The organism is Actinoplanes missouriensis 431 (assembly GCF_000284295.1).
Taxonomy (GTDB): domain Bacteria; phylum Actinomycetota; class Actinomycetes; order Mycobacteriales; family Micromonosporaceae; genus Actinoplanes; species Actinoplanes missouriensis.
Map to the genome: position 1 here is coordinate 1,009,908 of NC_017093.1, position 19,769 is coordinate 1,029,676.

A 19,769-nucleotide genomic window follows, 5' to 3' on the forward strand; every position below is an offset into this window, starting at 1 on the left:
GAGGTCACGGCGGTTGTGATGTGCGTTGTCGATTTAGCGACAAATCGATCAGTTGTTTACGCGAAGCACTGGTCGGGGCGTACGCTTCGCTCCGTGATTGACTGGTCTGACAAGTCCAGCGCGGACCGGTCGGGTGGGGCGCGGGCGACCGATTGTTGTTCGACCCGATGTGAGTCAGAGGAAACCGCATGCGACTAACCGTTCTCGGTTGTGCCGGCAGTTTCCCCGGCCCCGAGTCGGCGTGTTCGGCCTATCTCGTGGAGGCCGAGGGCTACCGGCTCTTGATCGACTTCGGTTCTGGTTCGTTGTCCGCGCTGCAGCGGTACTCGGATATGCGCAGGGTCGACGCGATCCTTCTGACCCACCTGCACTGCGATCACATGCTCGACGCGTGTACGTACGTGGTGGTCCGCCGTTACGACCCGGCCGGTCCGCTGCCGCCGGTGCCGGTCTACGCCCCGCTCGGCGCCGCGGAGCGCATCGCGGCCGCGTACAGCACCGAGGGCGAGCCGGTCGACGACGTCTACACCTTCTACGGGCTGCAGCCCGGCACGTTCCCGATCGGCCCGCTGACGGTCACCGTCGATCGGGTCAACCATCCCGTGGAGACGTACGGGGTGCGGATCGAGCACAACGGGCGGGTGATCGCGTACTCGTCGGACACCGCGCCGTGCGAGGCCCTGTTGAGGCTTGCCGCGGGCGCCGATCTGTTCCTCTGTGAGGCGAGTTACCTCGACGGCGCCCCCAACCCCCCTGACCTGCACCTCACCGGGGGCGAAGCGGGTGAAGCGGCCACCAAGGCGGACGTGGGACGACTGCTTCTGACCCATTTGGTGCCGGCTTGGGCCAGCGAGGCATCTATTGTGGAGGCGGCCAGCGCGGCGTACGCGGGACCGGTCGAAGTCGTCCGCCCCGGGGCCAGATACGATCTCTGAGCCGATGTACGGGGGCGGGGTCGGCTGCACCGATGCACCACGTGTCGTGATCTTGGAGTTGTCGCATTGCGCATCGTTCGCCTGGCCAACTTCGTCACGGTCCACACCGGTGGCCTGCGTACCGCCCTCCGGCAGCTCGGCCGCGGCTACAAGGCCGCCGGCCACGAGCCCGTCCTGATCATTCCGGGCCGTCGTCACTCGGACAAGATGACCAAGCAGGGCCGGGTCATCACCCTGCCCAGCGCCCCCCTGCCGCGCACCGGCGGCTACCGCGTCCTGGCCGGCCGCAGCGAGCTCACCCGGCTCCTGGACAGCCTGGAGCCGGACCGGATCGAGGTCTCCGACCGGACCACCCTGCGCTGGACCGGTGACTGGGCCCGCCAGCGGGGTGTGCGCTCGATGATGGTGTCCCACGAGAGCCTGGCCGGCGTGCTCGGCGTCTGGGGCATGCCGAAACGGGACGCCCTCGCGGACCGGTTCAACCGGCGCACCGCCGAGGCGTTCGACACCATCGTCTGCACCACCGGGTTCGCCGCCGCCGAGTTCCGCCGGCTGGACGTGCCGAACCTGGTGGAGGTGCCGCTCGGCGTCGACCTCAACCTGTTCCACCCGAGCCGGATGGACGTGAGCGTGCGCTCGCGGTACGCGCGGCCCGACGAGCTGCTGCTGGTCTACTGCAGCCGGCTCTCCGCTGCCAAGCGGCCCGAGCTGGCGGTCGACGCGGTGGCGGCGCTGCGCAACGGCAAGATCCCGGCGGTGCTGGTGATGGCCGGGGACGGCACGCGGCGTACCGCTCTGGCGTACCGGGCGGCCCGGCTACCGGTCCGCTTCGCGGGCCACATCTCCGAGCGGGCCGACGTGGCCGCGCTGCTGGCCAGCGCGGACGTGACCATCGCGCCCGGTCCGGTGGAGACGTTCGGCCTGGCCGCGCTGGAGTCGCTGGCCTGCGGCACCCCGGTCGTGGTGAACGAGCAGAGCGCCCTGCCCGAGGTGGTCGGCAACGCCGGCATCGCGGTGCCGGGCAGCGCCGACGCGATCGCCGACGCGGTCAGCTCCCTGATGGAGCGGCCGCGGGTGGAGCGCCGCGCGGCGGCCCGGGCCCGCGCCGAGCACTTCGGCTGGCCGGCCTCGGTGGAGGGCTTCCTGCGGGCGCACGGCGCGCTTCCGGCGACCGTGCCGGCCGTGGCGCGGGGGGTCGTGCCGCTGCGCCCGGCGGTGCCCTGGGCGCGCTCACCGCTGCCACCGACCCGCAAGCCCGGGGCGGACGAAGCCGGCGCGGCCCGTTACGCATAGGGTTGGGGGCATGGCGCGACCCGACGGCCGAGCGGCCGACCAGCTGCGACCGGTGACGCTTTCCCGGCATTGGAGCATCCACCCCGAGGGCTCGGTCCTGGTGGAATTCGGCAACACCCGGGTGCTCTGCACCGCGAGTGTCACCGAGGGGGTGCCGCGCTGGCGTAAGGGCTCGGGCCTCGGCTGGGTGACCGCTGAGTACTCGATGCTGCCCCGCGCGACGAACACCCGTGGCGACCGGGAGAGCGTGAAGGGCAAGCTCGGTGGGCGTACCCAGGAGATCTCCCGCCTGATCGGCCGCAGCCTGCGCGCCTGCATCGACCTCAAGGCGCTCGGCGAGAACTCGATCGTCCTGGACTGTGACGTCCTCCAGGCCGACGGCGGCACCCGCACCGCCGCGATCACCGGCGCCTACGTGGCGCTGCACGACGCGGTGACCTGGCTGGCCGACCGCAAGTCGCTGGCCGGCAAGGTGGAGAAGGTGCTGCACACCTCGATCCAGGCGGTCAGCGTCGGCATCATCGACGGCGAGGCACGACTGGACCTGATGTACGACGAGGACGTGTCCGCCGAGGTGGACATGAACGTCGTGTGCACCGCCGCCGGGGACTTCGTCGAGGTGCAGGGAACGGGGGAGAACGGCGTGTTCAAACGGGCCCAGATGGACGCCATGCTCGATCTCGGGGTGCTCGGGTGCGCCGAGCTCGCCGCCGCGCAGCAGAAGGCCCTCTCGTGAGCGCCCGGCTGCTGCTGGCGACCGGGAACACGAAGAAGCTCGCCGAACTGCAGCGCATCCTGGACGCCGCGCTCGGCATGGCCCAGATCGAGCTGGTCGGCCTCGGTGACTTCCCCGGTTACCCGGACGTGCCGGAGACCGGTCTCACCTTCGGCGAGAACGCGCTGATCAAGGCGCGCGAGGGCGCCAAGCGCACCGGCCTGCCCACGGTGGCCGACGACTCCGGCATCGCCGTGAACGCGCTGAACGGCATGCCCGGCGTCTTCAGCGCCCGCTGGTCCGGCAAGCACGGCGACGACCAGGCCAACCTGGACCTGCTGCTGGCGCAGATCGGCGACGTCGGTGACGAGCACCGCGGCGGCGCGTTCGTCTGCGCGGCCGCGCTGGTCCTGCCGAACGGCCGGGAGCACCTGGTCGAGGGCCGGCAGACCGGTCGCCTGCTGCGTAGCCGCCGCGGCGAGGGCGGCTTCGGCTACGACCCGATCTTCGTGGGCGACGGTCAGCAGCGGACGAACGCGGAGCTGAGCCCGGCCGAGAAGGACGCGATCAGCCACCGCGGCAAGGCGTTCCGCGAGCTGGCCAAGGTCATCGCCAAGGAGCTGCCCCGCTAGAGCCGGCGTGGGGTTGCGCCAGGCGTCCCGGTCCCGCCCCCTTTCGGGTACGCGTGACCGCGAAGGCCAACCCCACCGCAAATCGAAAGCTCGACCCGCCGCAAATCGAAAGGCGACCTCGCCGCAAATCGAAAGCTCAAGGCTCGCGGAACGAAAGCCCCGCCAGGCGACCTGGTCCGACCAACTCGTCGACCTCTACCACTACCGTGACCAGAACAAGGTCGAGGTGGACGTGATCCTGGAGAACCGGCAGCGGCAGGTCGTCGCCATCGAGGTGAAGGCGGCCTCGACGGTCCGCTCCGACGACTTCACCGGCCTGCGCCGCGTCGCGGACCGGCTCGGCGACGATCTGATCGCCGGGATCGTTCTCTACACCGGTACCAGCACGCTGCCGTTCGGCGATCGGATGCGCGCGGTACCGGTGAGTGCCCTCTGGCAGCTCTAGCCCAGCGGGCCGACCGCTGCCTCGATCTCGGCTCGCAGGGCAGGCCCGGCGATCACCTGCCGGGCCTGTTCCAGCACCGGCGCGAGGAACACATCCGGCCCCGGCCCGCCGGCGAACGGCTCGACCGCCGCCACCGCCGCCCGGCCCGCCGGCGACGCGGTCAGCGGCGCACGCAGTTGCAACCCGCGCACCGCCGACAGCAGTTCGACGGCGAGCAGGCTGGTCAGATTGTCCAGGACGGTCCGCAGCTTCTTCGTGGCCGCCCAGCCCATCGAGACGTGGTCCTCCTGCATGCCGCTGGTCGGCAGCGAGTCGACCGAGGCGGGCGCCGCGAGCCGCCGGTTCTCCGCCACGATGCCGGCCGCCGTGTACTGCGCGATCATCAGCCCGGAGTTGACACCGGCGTCGGGGGAGAGGAACGGCGGCAGGTCGCGGGAGCGAGTCACGTCGAGCAGCCGGTCGACCCGGCGCTCGGCGATCGCGCCCACTTCGGCGGCGGCGATGGCCAGGTAGTCGGCGGCGAAGCCGAGCGGTGCGCCGTGGAAGTTGCCCGTCGACTCGACCCGCCCGTCCGGCAGCACCACCGGATTGTCCACGACGGATATCAGCTCACGGGAGCTGACCAGCTCGACGAAGTCGAGGGTGTCCCGGGCCGCGCCCGCCACCTGCGGCGCGCACCGCATCGAGTACGCGTCCTGCACCGCGTGCGCCAGGTCATCCCGGTGCGAGTCCATGATCGCGGAGTTCTGCAGGAGCCGGTGGACGTTCGCGGCCGAGGCGGCCTGCCCGGGATGCGGGCGGATGCTGTGCAGCTCGGGGAGGAAGGGCCGCTCCGAGCCGAGCATCGCCTCGATCGCCAGGGCCGTGGTGACGTCGGCCATCGCGAACAGGTGCCGCGCGTCGGAGATCGCCAGCAGCAGCATGCCGAGCATGCCGTCGGTGCCGTTGATCAGCGCGAGGCCCTCCTTGGCGGCCAGGTCCAGCGGACGCAGGCCGGCGGTGCGCAACGCCTCGGCGGCGTCGAGCCGGGAGCCGTCCTTGCCGAGCACCCAGCCCTCGCCGAGCAGCACGATCGCGCAGTGCGCGAGCGGCGCGAGATCGCCGGAGGCGCCGAGCGAGCCGTGTTCCGGCACCCACGGGGTGATGCCGTGGTTGAGCAGGTCGACGAGGCCCTGGGCGAGCACCGGCCGGACCCCGGAGCGACCCATCGCGAGCGACCGGACCCGGAGCAGCATCATCGCTCGGACCACCTCGCGCGGCATCGGCGCGCCGATCCCGGCGGCATGCGAGCGGATCAGCGCGTGCTGGAGCTCGGCACGGCGTTCCGGGGCGATCGAGGTGTTGGCGAGCGCGCCGAAACCGGTGGAGACGCCGTAGACCGGGCGTCCGGACGCCTCGATGCCGTCGACGATGGCGCGGCTGGTGGCCATCGCCTCCAGCGCGGCGGGTGAGATCTCGACCTGGGCGTCGCCACGGGCGACGGCGAGGACATCGGCGGGGGTGACCCCGGTGGGCTGAACGGTGACGATCACTGCGGCACTCCGTTGTGCAGAATGGTGCGGATCAGGGGAACACCGGGCCGGTAGGCCAGGTGCAGGTGGGAGGGCGCGTCGAGCACGATCAGGTCGGCTCGGGCGCCGACCCGGACGATGCCGAGGTCGTCGCGGCGCAGGGCGGCGGCGCCACCGGCGGTCGCCGCGAAGACGGCTTCGGCCGGGGTCATCCGCATCTCCCGCACGGCCAGGGCGATGCAGAACGGCATCGAGGACGTGTACGACGACCCCGGGTTGCAGTCGGTGGCGAGAGCGACCGTGACACCGGCGTCCAGCAGCCGCCGGGCGTCCGGGTAGGGCGACCGGGTGGAGAACTCGGCGCCGGGCAGCAGTGTGGCGACGGTGTCCGACCCGGACAGGGCCGCGACGTCGGCGTCGTCCAGGTGTGTGCAGTGGTCGGCGCTGGCGGCGCCGAGCTCGACCGCGAGGCGCACGCCCGGGCCGGGGCCGAGCTGGTTGGCGTGCAGCCGCAGACCCAGGCCGCGCTTCGCGCCGGCCGTCAGGATCGCGCGGGCCTGGTCAGCGTCGAACGCGCCGCGCTCGCAGAAGACGTCGACCCATTTCGCGTACGGGGTGACCGCCTCCAGCATCTCCGAGCGGACCAGGTCCACATAGTCGTCGGCCCGTCCCGCGTATTCGGCCGGCACCACGTGGGCACCCAGGAACGTGGTCTCCTCCACGATCTCGGCGGCGAGGCGCAGGGACCGGGCCTCTTCGGTGACGCTCAGCCCGTACCCGGATTTGATCTCGATGGTTGTCGTCCCCTGCCGCAGCGCCTCGCCGACCAGGCGCCGCGCGTTGCGACGCAGATCGTCGTCGGAGGCCGCGCGGGTTGCGGCGACGGTGGTGCGGATACCGCCGCCGGTGTACGCCTCCCCGGCCATCCGCGCGCCGAACTCGGCGGCCCGGTCACCCGCGAAGATCAGGTGAGCGTGGCTGTCGACGAATCCGGGCAGCACCGCGGCGCCGTCCGCGTCGAGCCGGGAGTCGGCCGCGGGGGCCTGCGAGGACGGGCCGATCCAGGCGATCCGGTCGCCCTCCACCACGATTGCCGCGTCGTGCACGATGCCGAGGTGCGGATCGTTGGTGACCAGTTCACCGATGCCGGTGACGGCGAGACTCATGAGAGCACCCCGGCGATCGCGTCGCGGAGGGCGGCCGGCACGTCGATCGATCGGTGCCGGCCGTCGGTGACGATCCGGCGCCCGTCCACGATCACGTCGGTGACGTCGGCCGCGGTGGCCGCGAAGATCAGGCCGGCCGGGTCGGTGCCGGCGGTCCGGACGCTGTCCAGCGAGACCGCGACCAGGTCGGCCCGCCTGCCGGCGGCGATCTCACCGGTGTCGGACCAGCCCAGCGAGGCGTGTCCGGCGCTGGTGGCCGCGGTCAGCAGTTCGGCGGCGGTGAAGTGCCCGCGCTGCCGGGTGGCGAGCCGCTCGTCGAGCTCGACGCCGCGTGCCTCCTCGAAGATGTCGATCATCGCGTGGCTGTCGCTGCCGAGGGTGAGGGTCGCTCCCGCGTCGGCGAGGGCCCGGGCCGGCCCGATGCCGTCGGCCAGGTCCCGCTCGGTGGTGGGACAGAAGCAGATGTACTGCCCGTCGCCGAGGATTCCGAGGTCGGCCGTGCTGAGGTGGGTGGCGTGCACCGCGGTGGTCGTCGGCTGCCAGACGCCCATCGCGTCCAGCAGTTCGGCCGGGGAGCAGCCGTGCACGTTGCGGCAGGCCTCGTTCTCGGCCGGCTGCTCGGAGAGGTGGACGTGCACCGGCAGCCCGCCGGTCCGCTGCGCGAACGTCGCCATCCCGTCGGCGGGCGCCGCCCGTACCGAGTGCAGCGCCGCCCCGATCTTCACCCCGTCACCCCCGTGGAGCTGCTCGAACCGCTCGAACCAGCCGTCGTAGCTCCCGTCGCCGAAGCGCCGCTGCACGCCCTCGAGGGGTTTGCCCTCCACGCCGGCGGTCAGGTAGACCGCGTCCAGCAGGGTGATCCGGATGCCGGCCTCGCGGGCGGCGGCGATGAGCGCGTGGCCCATCGCGTTCGGGTCGGCGTAGGGGACGCCGTCCGGCCCGTGGTGCAGGTAGTGGAACTCGCCGACGGTGGTGATCCCGGCGAGGGCCATCTCGCCGTAGACCGCTTTCGCCAGGGTGAAGTAGCTGTCCGGGTCCAGCCGGCCGGCGACCTGGTACATCAGCTCGCGCCAGGTCCAGAAGCTGCCCCGGTCGCCGTGGGTGCGGCCGCGCAGCGCTCGATGAAAGGCATGCGAGTGGGCGTTGGCGAATCCGGGAATCACCAGTCCGCGCAGTGATTCACCAGATTTGTCAGAATTCATCGAGACATTGGTTATGTAACCGTCAGCAACGTCAATGCGGACATCCCGCGCTATCTTGCCGTCGACCCACGCGTAGGCGGCGTGATAACTGCTCACGACAGCTCCTCCAGCACCGCCGCCAGCGCTTCGATCCCCGCCTCGCAGTCCTCGTCGGTCGCGTGCTCGGCCGGCGAGTGCGACACCCCGGTCGGGTTGCGCACGAACAGCATCGCGGTCGGCACGTGCGCGGACAGCACCCCGGCGTCGTGCCCCGCGCCCGTCGGCAGAATCGGCACATTTCCCAATCTAGCGGCCAGCTGCTTCGCCAGTGCCTCGTCGAACGCCACCTCGTCGGTCACCGACTCCGGCGTCACGGTCAGCGACGTGCCGTCCCGCCCGGCCCGCTCGGTGACCTTCCGGACCACGCCGTCGACCAGCTGATCGAGCGTGCCGGTGTCGGCCGCGCGGGCGTCCAGCCAGCCCCGGACCAGGGACGGGATCGCATTGGTGGCGTTCGGCTCGACCTGGACCCGGCCGACCGTGGCGTGGGCGCCGGTGAGACGCGCCTCCTTGTTCGCGGCGAGCACCGCGAACGCGAACGTCAGCATGGGATCGTGCCGGTCGGTCATCCGGGTGGTGCCGGCGTGGTCGCCGACGCCCGCGAAGTCCATCCGCCAGCGCCCGTGCGGCCAGATCGCGCTCGCCACCCCGACCGGCGTCTCCAGCGCCCGCCCCTGCTCGACGTGCAGCTCGACGAAGGCCTTCAGGTTCCCGATCCGGGCGGGCTGGGCGCCGTCCGGCGTCTTGCCGAGCGCTTCCGCGAAGGAGATCCCGTCGCGATCCTTCAGGGCGCCGGCCTGCTGCGGCGCGATCGCGCCGGTCAGCAGACGAGACCCCAGGCACGGTACGCCGAAACGCCCGCCCTCCTCCTCGCAGAAGGCGGCGATGGCGATCGAGCGGGACTTCGCCACCCGGTCGGCGGCGAGGAACGCGCTGACGATCCCGAGCGGGCCGTCATAGCCGCCACCGTGCGGAACCGAGTCGAAATGCGAGCCGGTCAGCACCGTACCGGGAGCCCACGGTTCGCCCCGCCATGCGAAGAGGTTCCCGTTGCCGTCGTCGGTGACCAGCATGTCCCTTCGCGCGGCCTGCGTGCGGAACCAGTCGCGCAGCGTCAGCTCGGGCTCGGTCAGCGCGTACCGCAGGTAACCGCCGCTGTCCGCCCGGCCGATCGGGGCGATCTCGTTCCAGAGATCGGTGAAGTCGCTCATCGCGGCATCGGAATCTGAACAGCGCCCGCCGCGTCCGAGTGGTAGCCGGCGTCCACGTGCCGCAGCACGCCCATCGCCGGGTCGTTGGTGAGCACGCGCTCGATCTTCTGACCGGCGAGCGCGGTGCCGTCCGCCACGCAGACCTGGCCGGCGTGGATGCTGCGGCCGATGCCGACACCGCCGCCGTGGTGGATGGAGACCCAGCTGGCACCGCTCGCGGTGTTGACCAGGGCGTTCAGCAGCGGCCAGTCGGCGATCGCGTCGGAGCCGTCCAGCATCGCCTCGGTCTCCCGGTACGGCGACGCCACCGACCCCGAGTCCAGGTGGTCCCGGCCGATCACGATCGGCGCGGACACCTCGCCCCGGGCCACCATGTCGTTGAAGCGGACACCCGCCTTGTCCCGCTCGCCGTACCCCAGCCAGCAGATCCGGGCCGGCAGGCCCTGGAACGCCACCCGCTCGCCGGCCATCCTGATCCAGCGCGCGAGCGGCTCGTTCTCCGGGAAGAGGTCGAGCACGGCGCGGTCGGTGGCGGCGATGTCGGCCGGGTCGCCGGAGAGCGCCGCCCAGCGGAACGGGCCCTTGCCCTCGGCGAAGAGCGGCCGGATGTACGCCGGCACGAACCCGGGGAACTCGAACGCCCGGTTGTACCCGGCCAGCTGCGCCTCGCCGCGGATCGAGTTGCCGTAGTCGAACACCTCGGCGCCCGCGTCCATGAAGCCGACCATCGCGGCGACCTGCTTCGCCATGCTGGCCCGGGACCGGTCGGTGAACTCCTCCGGCTTGGTCCGCGCCAGCTCGGCGGCGTCGGCCGGCTCCACGCCGACCGGTAGGTAGCTCAGCGGATCGTGCGCGCTGGTCTGGTCGGTGACGATATCGATCTCGACGCCGCGGGTGAGCAGCTCGGGGAAGACCAGGGCCGCGTTGCCGACGACGCCGATCGACGTCGCGGTCCGCGCCGCCTTGGCCTCCAGCGCGAGCGCGATCGCCTGGTCCAGGTCGTCGGCGATGACGTCCAGGTACCGGGTGTCGACCCGGCGCTGCAGCCGGGTGCGGTCCACGTCGACGATCAGGCAGACGCCGCCGTTCATGGTTACCGCGAGCGGCTGTGCGCCGCCCATGCCGCCGCAACCGCCGGTCAGGGTGAGCGTGCCGGCCAGGTCGCCGCCGAACTTCTTGGCCGCCACCGCGGCGAACGTCTCGTAGGTGCCCTGGAGGATGCCCTGGGTGCCGATGTAGATCCACGAGCCGGCCGTCATCTGCCCGTACATGGTCAGGCCGAGCTGCTCCAGGCGGCGGAACTCCGGCCAGGTCGCCCAGTCGCCGACCAGGTTCGAGTTCGCGATCAGCACCCGCGGCGCCCACTCGTGGGTGCGCAGCACACCGACCGGCTTGCCGGACTGCACCAGCAGCGTCTCGTCACCCTTGAGCGCGTCCAGCTCGCGCACGATCGCGTGGAACGACGGCCAGTCGCGGGCGGCGCGGCCGGTGCCGCCGTAGACCACCAGATCCTGCGGCCTCTCGGCCACGTCCGGGTCCAGGTTGTTCATCAGCATGCGCTTGGCGGCCTCCTGCGGCCACCCCTGAGCGGTGTACGACGTACCGCGCGGCGAACGAATCTCGGTCATTGTCGTCTCCTACCGTCACGCCAGAAAGATGTGTCGCTGTGCGGCTGTCGCCTCGAATTCCTCCAGGCGGCGCTGCACCGGTTCGGGCGCCGCGTCGCACATCGCCTGGAGCAGGACCATGGCCATCGCCATCGGACCGGTGTGCAGGTCGAAGACGAGCTGGGTGCCGACCGCGGCGGGCAGCACCACGTCGGCCGACTCGGCGACCGGGCTGACCGCCGAGTCGGTGATCGCCACGACCGCGAGGCCTGCCGCTTTCGCCTCGCGGACCGCTTCCACTGTCTCGCGCGGATAGCGCGGCAGCACGATCGCCAGCATCGCACCGGCGCCGGCCGCGCGGGCCTGATCGAGCCGGTCCAGCAGGCTGGTGCCACCGCCGTCGAGAACCCGCACGTCCGGAAAGGCCTTGGCGGCGAAATAGCCGAAGTACGCGGCGAGCGGCGCCGCCGCCCGCAGACCGAGCACCGGCAGCGGCCGGCTGGCGATCAGCAGTTCGGCGGCGGCCCGCACGTCCTCCAGCCGGTCCAGCTGCTCGCCGAGCCGGCGCAGGTGCTCGGTCTCGGCGTGCACCGCCCGCTGCATGGCGTTCTGCCCGGCCGGCTCGGCGGGCTCGTCCGCGGTGACGGCGCGCAGCTCACGCCGGAGCGCCGGATAGCCGGAGTAGCCGAGCGCCATCGCGAACCGGGTCACGGACGGCTGGCTGACCCCGGCCAGCTCGGCCACCTCCGCCGCCGACAGATAGGCCGCCTTGGAGTCGTGTTCCACAAGGCAGTGCGCGATCCGGCGCTGTGTCGGCGTCAGCCGGGCACCCTGAAAGATCTTGACGACTCCTTCATTCACGCCTGGAGCCTATGCATAAAAACTTTCAGAAACCAGAGGGTCCGCCGAAAGTGGCAGCAGCCGCGGTCAGGTCGCGACGACCTCGTGGTGGGTCACCGAGGTCTCCCGGTCGATCAGGAACGCGTCGTCCTCGGGGTAGAAGACCGCCTGCCCGATGTCGTCGCCGGCGAACCCGCGGATCACGTCCAGCGACTCCCACCAGCTCAGCGTCGTCACCTCGGACCGGCCGTCGCCGAGATCCCGGGTCCACATCTGAGCTCCCCGGTTGCCCGGGGTCCGCCGGTACGCCGCCAGACCCGTCTGCTCGATGTAGGTCACGTATTCACCGACCCGCTCGGTCGCCACCCAGCCCCGCCACATCCGCGCAATCATGAGAGTCAGCGTAGGAGCGCGTGTGACAAGCTGCAGGACATGCGGATCGCCTCGCTCCACACGTACCCGGTCAAGGGTTGCCACCGGCTGGACCACGACGAAGCCGGCGTCGAGCCCTGGGGCCTGACCGGCGACCGCCGGTGGATGATCGTCGACACCGACGGCGTCGGAATCACCCAGCGTGAGACACCGCTGCTCACCCAGCTCACCGCCCGGCCGCGTCCCGGCGGCCTGACGCTCAGCGCTCCCGGCCTCGGTGAGCTCGATCTGGACGAACCGGAGCAGGGCGAGAAGATCGCCGTGCGGGTCTTCAAGAACAAGACCCCGGTGCCCGCCCGTGTCGCCGACACGGTCTGGACCAGCGCGTTCCTCGGCCGTGACGTCCGGCTCACCTGGCAGGCCGACCCCACCGGCCGGGCCGTCGCCGAGTTCGCCCAGCCGGACGACCGGGTCAGCTTCGCCGACGGTTACCCGGTGCTGCTGGCCAACACGGCCTCACTCGACGCGGTCAACGACTGGCTCACCGAGGGTGGCGACGAGCCGGTGCCGATGCACCGCTTCCGCCCGAACGTGGTGGTCACCGGCGCGCCCGCGTGGGCGGAGGACGACTGGATCGGCCGGCGGCTGCGGATCGGCGACATGACGTTCCGGGCGGCCAAGTCGTGCGCCCGCTGCCGGGTCACCACCATCGACCAGGAGACCGGGGAGACCGGGCGGCAGCCGCTGCACGTCCTCGGCAAGCACCGCCGGCGCGACGGCGGCCTGCTTTTCGCGATCAACCTGATCCCCGACCTGGCCGCCGGCCGGACTGGTCTGATTCGGACAGGTGACCCCTTCGAAGTGATTCTGTCTTAGGAGAGTCTTAGAAGATTTGCCCCGTGCACCACCGCCCACCAGGATCGCCGGGGTGAGTGCTCACCGAAGTCCGTTCCCGATCCGATGGCTCGCTGCCGGAGGCGCGGCGGTGATCGCCGGAATCATCGGCGTCGCCCTCGTCCTGCAGACCGGCGGATCCGCCTGCGCCGCGCCGCCGAGCACCACCACCAAGTCCGGCAAGGCGACCTTCTACGAGCTGGCCGGCACGTCCGGCAACTGCTCGTTCGAGGTGCCCGCCGACGATCTGTACGTGGCGCTCGGCCCGGCGCAGTACGCCGAGGGCGCGTCGTGCGGCGCCTACCTCGACGTCACCGGGCCCAAGGGCAAGGTCCGCGTCAAGGTCTTCGACTCCTGCCCGGAGTGCGCCCCCGGCCACCTGGACCTGAGCCGCACCGCGTTCAAGAAGATCGGCGCCGAGATCGACGGCATCATCGGAATCAAGTACAAGCTGGTCAAGAACCCGTCGGTGCCCGGCCCGATCAGCGTCCGGATCAAGGAGGGCGCGTCGCAGTACTGGTTCGCCGCCCGCATCGACAACCACGCCAACCTGTTGTCGTCGGTCAAGGTCGCGAGCTCCGGCGGCGGCTTCACCAGCGCACACCGCACCGACTTCAACTACTGGCTGATCGACGGTGGCGCCGGTCCGGGCCCCTTCAAAATCAAGATCACCGACGTGTACGGGCGGACCAGCACCGTCACCGGAATCAAGATGACCCCCGGAACCGTGCAGAAGACCGGTGTCCGGGCGTCGTCCGGGTCTTCCTCGTCCACGGAGTCGTCCACGGCATCGTCCACGAAGAAGAAGGCGTCCCCCTCGGCTTCCGCATCGGGTGCCGCTTCACCTGCAGCGTCGGCTTCGGAGTCGGCTTCCGGGTCGGCTTCCGCCAAGGTGAAGACCTCGGTCTCGCCGAAGCCCTCCCCGAGCGCCTCATCGGCGTCCCCGCTCCTGGAGTCCGCGACGACGGATCCGGCAGCCGGCGCCGCGCCGACCGATCCCGAGGTCGCCCTGGCCGCCGCGGAGGACACGGCCGCCTGCTGAAACATCGAACATGCGACGAGGCCCGGGCCAGCTGGCCCGGGCCTCGTCGCATGTTCGTGCGGAAGAGGGGACTCGAACCCCCACGCCCTCTCGGGCACGGGCACCTAAAACCCGCGCGGCTGCCGATTTCGCCACTTCCGCCCCATTTGCCCGACAGGCAAACTCGTTGGGAGGAGTCTAAACCGTCGGCTCCGTTCATGGCGCGTCGGTGACCGCCGATGGTACGGGCCCCTGTGCGTCAGGCGGCTTCGCGGAGGGCGTCCAGATAACGCCGGAGTTCATGCGTCGCCCAGCTCGGCGGCAGTTCCGGGTTGTGCGCCAGGTGGAATCCCAGGCCGTCGATGAGGACCTGCAGCCGGCGCCCGTGCTCGGCCAGCCGCGGACGCAGGCCGGTGTAGGGCGGCGTCTCGGCGAGCATGCCCAGCAGGGACGCGCATGCCTGACCGACGAGGGCGTGCGACGTGTCGAACGACGCCCGCATGACCGGATTGGTGAAGGCCAGCGCGCCCAGGGTGAGGAACACCTCCATCTCCATCCGCCGGTCCGGGTCGAGCGGAAGCAGTTGTTCGAGGCACTGCTCGACATGGCGCCGCATGTCCGTCCCGATCGGCAGCGCGTCGAGGCGCGCCTGCGCCCGGCGTCCGGCGAGTTCGAGGCAGTAGGCGCGGAGCGCGTCCTGGGTGGGGAAGGACCGGCGCAGTGACGCGGTGGCCAGGCCGGCCTCCTCGGCGACGTTGCGGACCGAGAGGGCGAGGATGCCGTCGCGGGCCAGAACCCGCCACGCGGCGTCGGCGATGGCCTGCTCGCGAACGCTGTGATCGATGAGGCGGGGCACCCGCCGAATGTACACGCTCGTGTTAGCATCGGCTTTGTGAACACGACTGTACTAACAAAACGGCGAGTGATCGCGATTCTCCTGGTGATTCTCGTCGTCGTCCCGGCGGTCGCGGCGATCGTGGAGTGGCGCAACGTCGCCGCGGGTCGTGCCGCTCATCCCATGCCCGGACGCCTCGTCGACGTCGGCGGCCACCGGCTGCACGTCGTGAAGGAGGGCGCCGGCGGTCCCACCGTCGTATTCGAAGCCGGCAGCGGCGAAGCGGCATCGTCCTGGACGGCGGTCGCGGACGGGCTCGACCGGGATGCCACTGTGGTCCGCTACGACCGTGCCGGTTACGGGTGGAGCGAAGCGTCCAAGGCGCCGCGTACCGGTGAGCAGATCACCGCCGAACTGCACACCGCGCTCGACAGCATCGGCGCTCCGAAACCGTATGTGCTCGTGGGCCACAGCCTCGGCGGTCTCTACGTGCGGGAGTTCGCGCGGCGATACCCGGGCGAGGTGGCCGGCCTCGTCCTGGTCGACGCCCGGCCCGAGGACGACGCCCGCCGTACCGCCTCGCTGCTCGCCGGCACGACCACGGCCACCACGCTGCCGCCGTGGATCCCCGCCACGCTCAAGACCTTCGGGTTGTTGCGCGTCGCCGGCGGCGCCCTTCTCGACGGTCTGGTGCCCGCGGAGCAGCGGGAGGAGTTCCTCGACGTGACCGCCGGCTCGCCCGGCTACTTCGGCGCCAAGCAGGAGGAGGCGGACCTGATCGCCGGCACGGAGGACGCCGTCCGGAGGCAACAGCTCGGTGATCTCCCGGTCCGGGTCATCGCCCGCGGGCTGCCCCAGGATTACGCAGCGGCCGGCATCGACGCCACGACGGGCGCGGCGCTCGAGCAGGTCTGGCAGGACGGCCAGCGACGGATGCTGGAACTGTCCCGTGACTCGCGCCTGATGATCGCCGAGCACAGCGGCCACCTGGTGCCGTACGAGCAGCCCTCGATCATCATCGACGCGGTGCGTGAGGTGCTCGCCGGCCCGATACCGGCGCGACGCTGACGGCTGGAGGGCACGTGCACGGCGGCCGCCTTGCGGGTTGGTACCGCATGACGGCCGCCGTGAGCTCCGGGCTGCCCGGCCTGCCCGGGAGGGTGGCGGGATTGCCCTCCCCATCGGCGGGGCGGGCCCGGAGTTTCAGGGTTTCGCCGGACTTTTCCGACTGTTGGGAAGCCTCAGTCCAGTCCGAGATCGCGGCGCAGCTTGGCGACGTGCCCGGTGGCCTTCACGTTGTAGAAGGCCCGCTCGATCGCGCCGTTCTCGTCGATCACGAAGGTGGAGCGGATCACGCCGGTCACGGTCTTGCCGTAGAGCTGCTTCTCGCCGAACGCGCCGTACGCGGTGAGCACGCTCTTGTCCTCGTCGCTGACCAGCGGGAACGTGATGGCGTCGCGCTCGCGGAAGGTCGCCAGCTTGGCCGGCTTGTCGGGCGAGATGCCGACCACCTCGTAGCCGGCGGCCTGCAGCGAGGCCAGGGAGTCGCGGAAGTCGCAGGCCTGCTTGGTGCAGCCCGGCGTCATCGCGGCGGGGTACGCGTACAGCACGACCTTGCGCCCCCGCAGGTCCTTGAGCGAGAGGCTGTCCCCGTTGTCGGTGGGCAGGGTGAAGTCGGGCGCGGCGTCGCCGGCGGCCAGACGCACGTTTTCAGTCATGGAACCGACGATAGTGCCGGTCAGGCGGCCGCTCGCTGTCCGCTCCAGAGCTGTCTCGCGGCGGTCAGGTCGCGGGGCCATTCCTCGCCGCGGCGGGACAGCGAGCGCTCGGTGATCTCGAAGTCGCCGACCAGGCGGTGGAACTCGGCGAGCACGTCGGACTCGCGGAACGGCTTGCAGGAGAAGACGTTGACGAGGACTTCGCGCAGGTGAGGATAGGTGTGCACGGCCGCGTGCGACTCGGCGAGTATCACCACCGCGGATTTGCCGGCCTTCTCCGGTGTGCCGCCCTCGGTGGCGACGAGCGGCCCGGCGATCACGGTCATGCCGATCCGGGTGACCAGCTCCCGCATGAACGTGGTGAGCGTCTGGTCGTCGTCGAGGGGCCGGATGTCGCTCACTGCCGAGAGGCGGAGCGTGAGTTCGTCACCGTAATGGTCCATTGATCCTCCCCGTTCCGTAGGAATAACTGAACGTTACCTCTTAACTCCATTCCGGAGTGTGTCAATGTTTGTGCAGGTCAGGACCGGTGGGGAATCCGTGGGTAGGGGGCCCTGCAATGGCGGAAACGGTTGCCGACCGGAAAACAGAAAGCGCTTTCGATGGTGTTATGCGCACCGAGTCATATACTCCGGGCGCAGACGTCGAGAGTGGAGATCAGGTCATGAGCGAGGCCACGAACGGGACCACCACCGTCTCCAGCGAGGTGGTGGAGAAGATCACCGTCGCGGCGGCCCGGGCGGTTCCCGGTGTCGCGGATCTGGGCGGTGACGTGGCCCGGTTCTTCAACAGCGTCCTCGACAAGGTCGGCCTGGACGAGGTCGGCGACGCGAGCCGCGGCGTCTCCGCGAAGATCAGCAACAACAACGTCACGGTGAACGTCGTACTGGTCCTGGAGGCCGGCCGGGTGGTCGCCGAGGTGACCGGCGAGGTTCAGCGGAAGGTGACCGAGGCGCTGACCGGTTACGGACTCAACGTCGTCGCCGTCAACGTGAACGTCGACGACATCACCGGGGTCTGACGCCCGGAGCGGCTCACTGGACGGCGACCGGATCCGGCGCCGGTGCGGGTGCCGGGGTCGCCGCGCGCAGTCGCAGCACCCCGGTGAGCGCGAGCCCGCTGCCGGCGCCGATCGCCACCGCGACCGCCGCGCGCGCCAGCCAGCCCGGACCGGCGGCCGGCACGACCGGCGCGAAGAAGACGTCGGCGCTGCCGAAACCGGCGAACGCGGCGAGCACGAATCCGGCCAGGGCCAGGAAGAACGGCGGATGCCGGTAGGCCGCCGCGACCGCGATCAGCCCGGCCAGGACGAGAACGCCGGGGAGTCCGGCGCCGTCGGCCGTGCGCGCATACGCGTACCCCAATGTGGCGAGACCACCGAGAAGCGCGAGCGGCCCGGCCGACCTCGGCCACCGACCGGCGACGAGGGCGACCGCGAGGCCCAGCAGGGCCGCGCCCACCCACCAGGCCCAGGTCAGCGGGGCCGGCTCGTAGTCGAGGATGCCCTGGATCTCGAAGACCCGCACCTGGTCACGCAGCGGGATCGTCCAATCGCGCAGCCGGTGCTCGGAGTCCGGGTCGGCGACGGCCTGCGGCGGCAGCCCGGCCTCGACCCAGCGGGCCCGCTGGTCGTGCCAGCGCACCGTGGTGTCCGAGGAGGCCTTGCGCCAGGCGGGCGCGGCGGTGGGGTCGGCGTTCGCGGGCAGCGGGGTCTCGCCGCCGAGCGTCTCGTTGACGTACGTGGCCGGCGAGTTCACGTTCTCGTAGGTGCCGTCCGGGCGTACCTCGAGGTACGGCTCACCGGAGTACCCGAGCACCTCGATCGTCCGGCCGCTGGAGTTGCTCAGCTCCAGGCGTGCGCCGCCCTCGACGACTCGCACGCTCAGGCCGTCCAGCGGACTGCTCAGCCCGGTGACCTGACTGCGGTACGAACTCACCTCGGTGGTGTCGCCGGCGTGCGCGAAAGCAGGCGTCGCCGGCCCGAGGATCAGGCCGGCGATCACCAAAACCGCGGAGAGCAGTCGCGTCACCCGGCCGCCTTCTCGATGGTCTGGGTGAGCAGCTCGGTCGTCGGCACGGTGTCGTTCGGGCCGGTCAGCCTCGTGCCGTCCACCACGATCGTCGGCGTGCCGGTGAGGTTGCGGTCGGAGAACTTCTCGGTCGCCTCGGTCGCCCACGCCTTGTAGGTTCCCTCGTTCACGGCGTTCACGAAAGTCTCGCTGGTCAGGCCGACCGACGCGGCCAGCTCGATCATCTTCGCGTTGTCCAGGCCGTCGCTGTTCTCGGCGGGCTGGTTGTCGTAGAGCACGTTGTGGAACTCGAGGAACTTGCCGGCCTCGGCCGCGGCGGCGGCAGCGCCGGCGGAGCGGGTCGAGTACTCGGTGCCGTTGGAGAAGCGGTCCAGGATCGCCACCGGGTGGATCCGCAACGTGATCTTGTTGGCCTCGGCGAGGTTCTGCAGGGTGGTGCCGCTGGACTGCTCGAAGCTCTCACACGCGGGGCACATGAAGTCCTCGTAGACGTCGACCACGACCGGACCGGTGCCGACGGCGAACGCCGTGCCGTCGTCGACCGCCGCGGCGGGGGTGACCACCGTGCCGTCGTCCTGCTGGGACATCACGGTGTAACCGACCAGGCCGGCGAGGAAGAGGACCAGGACCACACCGACCGAGGTCCAGAGCGTGACCTTGCGGCGGCGCTCGGCGGCCTTCTGTTTCGCGACGATCTCCCGGGCCTTGGTGGCCCGGTCCCGCTGACCCTTGCTCATCGTGCCCCCATCGGAATGTCGCCCATCAGGGCGCTGTCGGCGGAGAACCTGGTCCGGGGCTTCCACAGCAGGATCCCGGCGAACGCCAGGAACGCCAGGTCCCGCAGGATGTCCAGCCCGTACACGGTCTCCTTGCCCGCAGCCAGCTCACCACCGGAGCTGAAGCAGCCGCAGTCGATCTGCAGACCGCGCGCCCAGGCCGAGATGATCCCCGCGATGAAGACCACCAGCAGGACCGCGGAGATGCCCGCGGTGAGCCGGGTCGCGAGACCGATCAGCAGGAGCAGCCCGAGCGCGATCTCCAGGAACGGCTGGACCGAGCCAACGATCTTGGCGGTGTCGTAGGACATCAATTGGTACGCGTTGACCGCCCGCGCCGACGCACCGAGGTCACCGACCTTGAGCGCCCCGGCGACCAGCCAGACCGCGGCCAGGGCGAGCCGAGCCGCCGTGGAGATCCACGGCCATGTTCTATCCATGGTCACGCCCCGTTAGACGCTCGGTGTTCCGGCCCGGTTCCCGATCATGTCTACTCCGGGACAGGCGTCACACGCAGGGCCGGAAGA

At 70.9% G+C, this 19,769-nt stretch carries 21 protein-coding genes, 1 tRNA gene and 1 pseudogene; 9 read left to right on the plus strand and 14 right to left on the minus strand.

Features of this window, described 5'->3' with window-relative positions; all coding sequences use genetic code 11:
* Positions 1-188 precede the first annotated feature (188 nt).
* The 5 genes and pseudogenes from AMIS_RS04740 to AMIS_RS44565 form a co-directional block, all read left to right on the plus strand.
* Positions 189-935 (plus strand): MBL fold metallo-hydrolase, encoded by a 747-nt coding sequence (locus AMIS_RS04740; protein WP_014441062.1) that lies wholly within the window; start codon positions 189-191, stop codon positions 933-935.
* Positions 936-1,001: 66 nt separating this feature from the next.
* Positions 1,002-2,228: a glycosyltransferase gene (locus AMIS_RS04745; RefSeq protein WP_014441063.1), complete on the plus strand. Its 1,227-nt coding sequence runs from the start codon at positions 1,002-1,004 to the stop codon at positions 2,226-2,228.
* A 10-nt stretch (positions 2,229-2,238) separates the two neighbouring features.
* Positions 2,239-2,964 carry a ribonuclease PH gene (gene rph, locus AMIS_RS04750; RefSeq protein ID WP_014441064.1) on the plus strand — a complete coding sequence of 242 codons (726 nt, stop codon included), beginning with the start codon at positions 2,239-2,241 and terminating at the stop codon, positions 2,962-2,964.
* Positions 2,961-3,575 carry an RdgB/HAM1 family non-canonical purine NTP pyrophosphatase gene (rdgB, locus tag AMIS_RS04755; RefSeq protein ID WP_014441065.1) on the plus strand — a complete coding sequence of 205 codons (615 nt, stop codon included), beginning with the start codon at positions 2,961-2,963 and terminating at the stop codon, positions 3,573-3,575. The genes rph and rdgB overlap by 4 nt, the downstream gene beginning before the upstream one ends.
* Before the next feature lie 121 nt (positions 3,576-3,696).
* Positions 3,697-4,020: pseudogene (locus tag AMIS_RS44565) on the plus strand (DUF4143 domain-containing protein); the annotation flags it as partial.
* Here the strand turns inward: AMIS_RS44565 and hutH are convergent.
* From hutH to AMIS_RS04795, 7 genes are all read right to left on the minus strand, one after another.
* Positions 4,017-5,552: a histidine ammonia-lyase gene (hutH, locus tag AMIS_RS04765; RefSeq protein ID WP_014441067.1), complete on the minus strand. Its 1,536-nt coding sequence runs from the start codon at positions 5,550-5,552 to the stop codon at positions 4,017-4,019. The pseudogene AMIS_RS44565 and the gene hutH overlap by 4 nt on opposite strands.
* Positions 5,549-6,697 (minus strand): imidazolonepropionase, encoded by a 1,149-nt coding sequence (hutI, locus tag AMIS_RS04770; protein ID WP_014441068.1) that lies wholly within the window; start codon positions 6,695-6,697, stop codon positions 5,549-5,551. Before hutI ends, hutH begins: the two co-directional genes overlap by 4 nt.
* Positions 6,694-7,995 carry a formimidoylglutamate deiminase gene (locus tag AMIS_RS04775; RefSeq protein WP_041829553.1) on the minus strand — a complete coding sequence of 434 codons (1,302 nt, stop codon included), beginning with the start codon at positions 7,993-7,995 and terminating at the stop codon, positions 6,694-6,696. Before AMIS_RS04775 ends, hutI begins: the two co-directional genes overlap by 4 nt.
* A complete protein-coding gene (locus AMIS_RS04780; RefSeq protein WP_014441070.1) occupies positions 7,992-9,149 on the minus strand; it encodes an allantoate amidohydrolase in 1,158 nt (385 codons plus the stop codon). The genes AMIS_RS04775 and AMIS_RS04780 overlap by 4 nt, the downstream gene beginning before the upstream one ends.
* Positions 9,146-10,777: a urocanate hydratase gene (gene hutU, locus AMIS_RS04785; protein WP_014441071.1), complete on the minus strand. Its 1,632-nt coding sequence runs from the start codon at positions 10,775-10,777 to the stop codon at positions 9,146-9,148. The genes AMIS_RS04780 and hutU overlap by 4 nt, the downstream gene beginning before the upstream one ends.
* A 15-nt stretch (positions 10,778-10,792) precedes the next feature.
* Complete coding sequence (locus AMIS_RS04790; RefSeq protein ID WP_014441072.1) at positions 10,793-11,617, minus strand: MurR/RpiR family transcriptional regulator; 825 nt, start codon at positions 11,615-11,617, stop codon at positions 10,793-10,795.
* A 66-nt stretch (positions 11,618-11,683) separates the two neighbouring features.
* The gene (locus tag AMIS_RS04795; RefSeq protein ID WP_014441073.1) at positions 11,684-11,989 is read right to left on the minus strand and encodes a hypothetical protein; all 306 of its coding nucleotides are present in this window, start codon (positions 11,987-11,989) and stop codon (positions 11,684-11,686) included.
* 39 nt (positions 11,990-12,028) lie between these two features.
* Here AMIS_RS04795 and AMIS_RS04800 point away from each other — a divergent pair, with 39 nt between their 5' ends.
* Together AMIS_RS04800 and AMIS_RS04805 are read left to right on the plus strand one after the other, a co-directional pair.
* A complete protein-coding gene (locus AMIS_RS04800; RefSeq protein ID WP_014441074.1) occupies positions 12,029-12,844 on the plus strand; it encodes an MOSC domain-containing protein in 816 nt (271 codons plus the stop codon).
* A 109-nt stretch (positions 12,845-12,953) separates the two neighbouring features.
* Positions 12,954-13,904 (plus strand): expansin EXLX1 family cellulose-binding protein, encoded by a 951-nt coding sequence (locus tag AMIS_RS04805; RefSeq protein WP_014441075.1) that lies wholly within the window; start codon positions 12,954-12,956, stop codon positions 13,902-13,904.
* A 57-nt stretch (positions 13,905-13,961) separates the two neighbouring features.
* Here the strand turns inward: AMIS_RS04805 and AMIS_RS04810 are convergent.
* A tRNA-Leu gene (locus AMIS_RS04810) sits at positions 13,962-14,045 on the minus strand.
* Between the two features lie 97 nt (positions 14,046-14,142).
* Positions 14,143-14,739, minus strand: a complete 597-nt coding sequence (locus tag AMIS_RS04815; protein ID WP_014441076.1) for a TetR/AcrR family transcriptional regulator — start codon at positions 14,737-14,739, stop codon at positions 14,143-14,145.
* A gap of 66 nt (positions 14,740-14,805) precedes the next feature.
* Here AMIS_RS04815 and AMIS_RS04820 point away from each other — a divergent pair, with 66 nt between their 5' ends.
* Positions 14,806-15,786 carry an alpha/beta fold hydrolase gene (locus AMIS_RS04820; protein WP_014441077.1) on the plus strand — a complete coding sequence of 327 codons (981 nt, stop codon included), beginning with the start codon at positions 14,806-14,808 and terminating at the stop codon, positions 15,784-15,786.
* Positions 15,787-15,959: 173 nt separating this feature from the next.
* Here the strand turns inward: AMIS_RS04820 and bcp are convergent, their stop codons facing one another.
* Positions 15,960-16,436, minus strand: coding sequence for a thioredoxin-dependent thiol peroxidase (bcp, locus tag AMIS_RS04825; protein ID WP_014441078.1), 477 nt, complete (start codon positions 16,434-16,436; stop codon positions 15,960-15,962).
* A 20-nt stretch (positions 16,437-16,456) separates the two neighbouring features.
* Positions 16,457-16,879 (minus strand): S-adenosylmethionine decarboxylase family protein, encoded by a 423-nt coding sequence (locus tag AMIS_RS04830; RefSeq protein ID WP_014441079.1) that lies wholly within the window; start codon positions 16,877-16,879, stop codon positions 16,457-16,459.
* Positions 16,880-17,100: 221 nt separating this feature from the next.
* Here AMIS_RS04830 and AMIS_RS04835 point away from each other — a divergent pair, with 221 nt between their 5' ends.
* Complete coding sequence (locus AMIS_RS04835) at positions 17,101-17,457, plus strand: Asp23/Gls24 family envelope stress response protein (protein ID WP_041829556.1); 357 nt, start codon at positions 17,101-17,103, stop codon at positions 17,455-17,457.
* A 13-nt stretch (positions 17,458-17,470) separates the two neighbouring features.
* Here AMIS_RS04835 and AMIS_RS04840 read toward each other — a convergent pair whose 3' ends face one another.
* Genes AMIS_RS04840 through AMIS_RS04850 form a run of 3 tightly spaced genes read right to left on the minus strand, consistent with a single transcriptional unit; the run spans position 17,471 to position 19,682 of the window.
* On the minus strand, positions 17,471-18,466 hold the full coding sequence (locus tag AMIS_RS04840; RefSeq protein ID WP_014441081.1) for a hypothetical protein: 996 nt from the start codon (positions 18,464-18,466) through the stop codon (positions 17,471-17,473).
* A complete protein-coding gene (locus tag AMIS_RS04845; protein ID WP_014441082.1) occupies positions 18,463-19,203 on the minus strand; it encodes a DsbA family protein in 741 nt (246 codons plus the stop codon). The genes AMIS_RS04840 and AMIS_RS04845 overlap by 4 nt, the downstream gene beginning before the upstream one ends.
* Positions 19,200-19,682, minus strand: coding sequence for a MauE/DoxX family redox-associated membrane protein (locus tag AMIS_RS04850; RefSeq protein WP_051041838.1), 483 nt, complete (start codon positions 19,680-19,682; stop codon positions 19,200-19,202). The genes AMIS_RS04845 and AMIS_RS04850 overlap by 4 nt, the downstream gene beginning before the upstream one ends.
* Positions 19,683-19,769: the final 87 nt, after the last annotated feature.

Coding starts and splice junctions, on each gene's coding strand:
- AMIS_RS04845 (WP_014441082.1), bottom strand. CDS start 19,203: ATGAGCAAGGGTCAGCGGGACCGGGCCACCAAGGCCCGGGAGATCGTC.
- hutU (WP_014441071.1), bottom strand. CDS start 10,777: ATGACCGAGATTCGTTCGCCGCGCGGTACGTCGTACACCGCTCAGGGG.
- AMIS_RS04800 (WP_014441074.1), top strand. CDS start 12,029: ATGCGGATCGCCTCGCTCCACACGTACCCGGTCAAGGGTTGCCACCGG.
- AMIS_RS04780 (WP_014441070.1), bottom strand. CDS start 9,149: ATGAGCGACTTCACCGATCTCTGGAACGAGATCGCCCCGATCGGCCGG.
- AMIS_RS04830 (WP_014441079.1), bottom strand. CDS start 16,879: ATGGACCATTACGGTGACGAACTCACGCTCCGCCTCTCGGCAGTGAGC.
- AMIS_RS04795 (WP_014441073.1), bottom strand. CDS start 11,989: ATGATTGCGCGGATGTGGCGGGGCTGGGTGGCGACCGAGCGGGTCGGT.
- hutI (WP_014441068.1), bottom strand. CDS start 6,697: ATGAGTCTCGCCGTCACCGGCATCGGTGAACTGGTCACCAACGATCCG.
- AMIS_RS04835 (WP_041829556.1), top strand. CDS start 17,101: ATGAGCGAGGCCACGAACGGGACCACCACCGTCTCCAGCGAGGTGGTG.
- rph (WP_014441064.1), top strand. CDS start 2,239: ATGGCGCGACCCGACGGCCGAGCGGCCGACCAGCTGCGACCGGTGACG.
- bcp (WP_014441078.1), bottom strand. CDS start 16,436: ATGACTGAAAACGTGCGTCTGGCCGCCGGCGACGCCGCGCCCGACTTC.
- AMIS_RS04850 (WP_051041838.1), bottom strand. CDS start 19,682: ATGGATAGAACATGGCCGTGGATCTCCACGGCGGCTCGGCTCGCCCTG.
- AMIS_RS04740 (WP_014441062.1), top strand. CDS start 189: ATGCGACTAACCGTTCTCGGTTGTGCCGGCAGTTTCCCCGGCCCCGAG.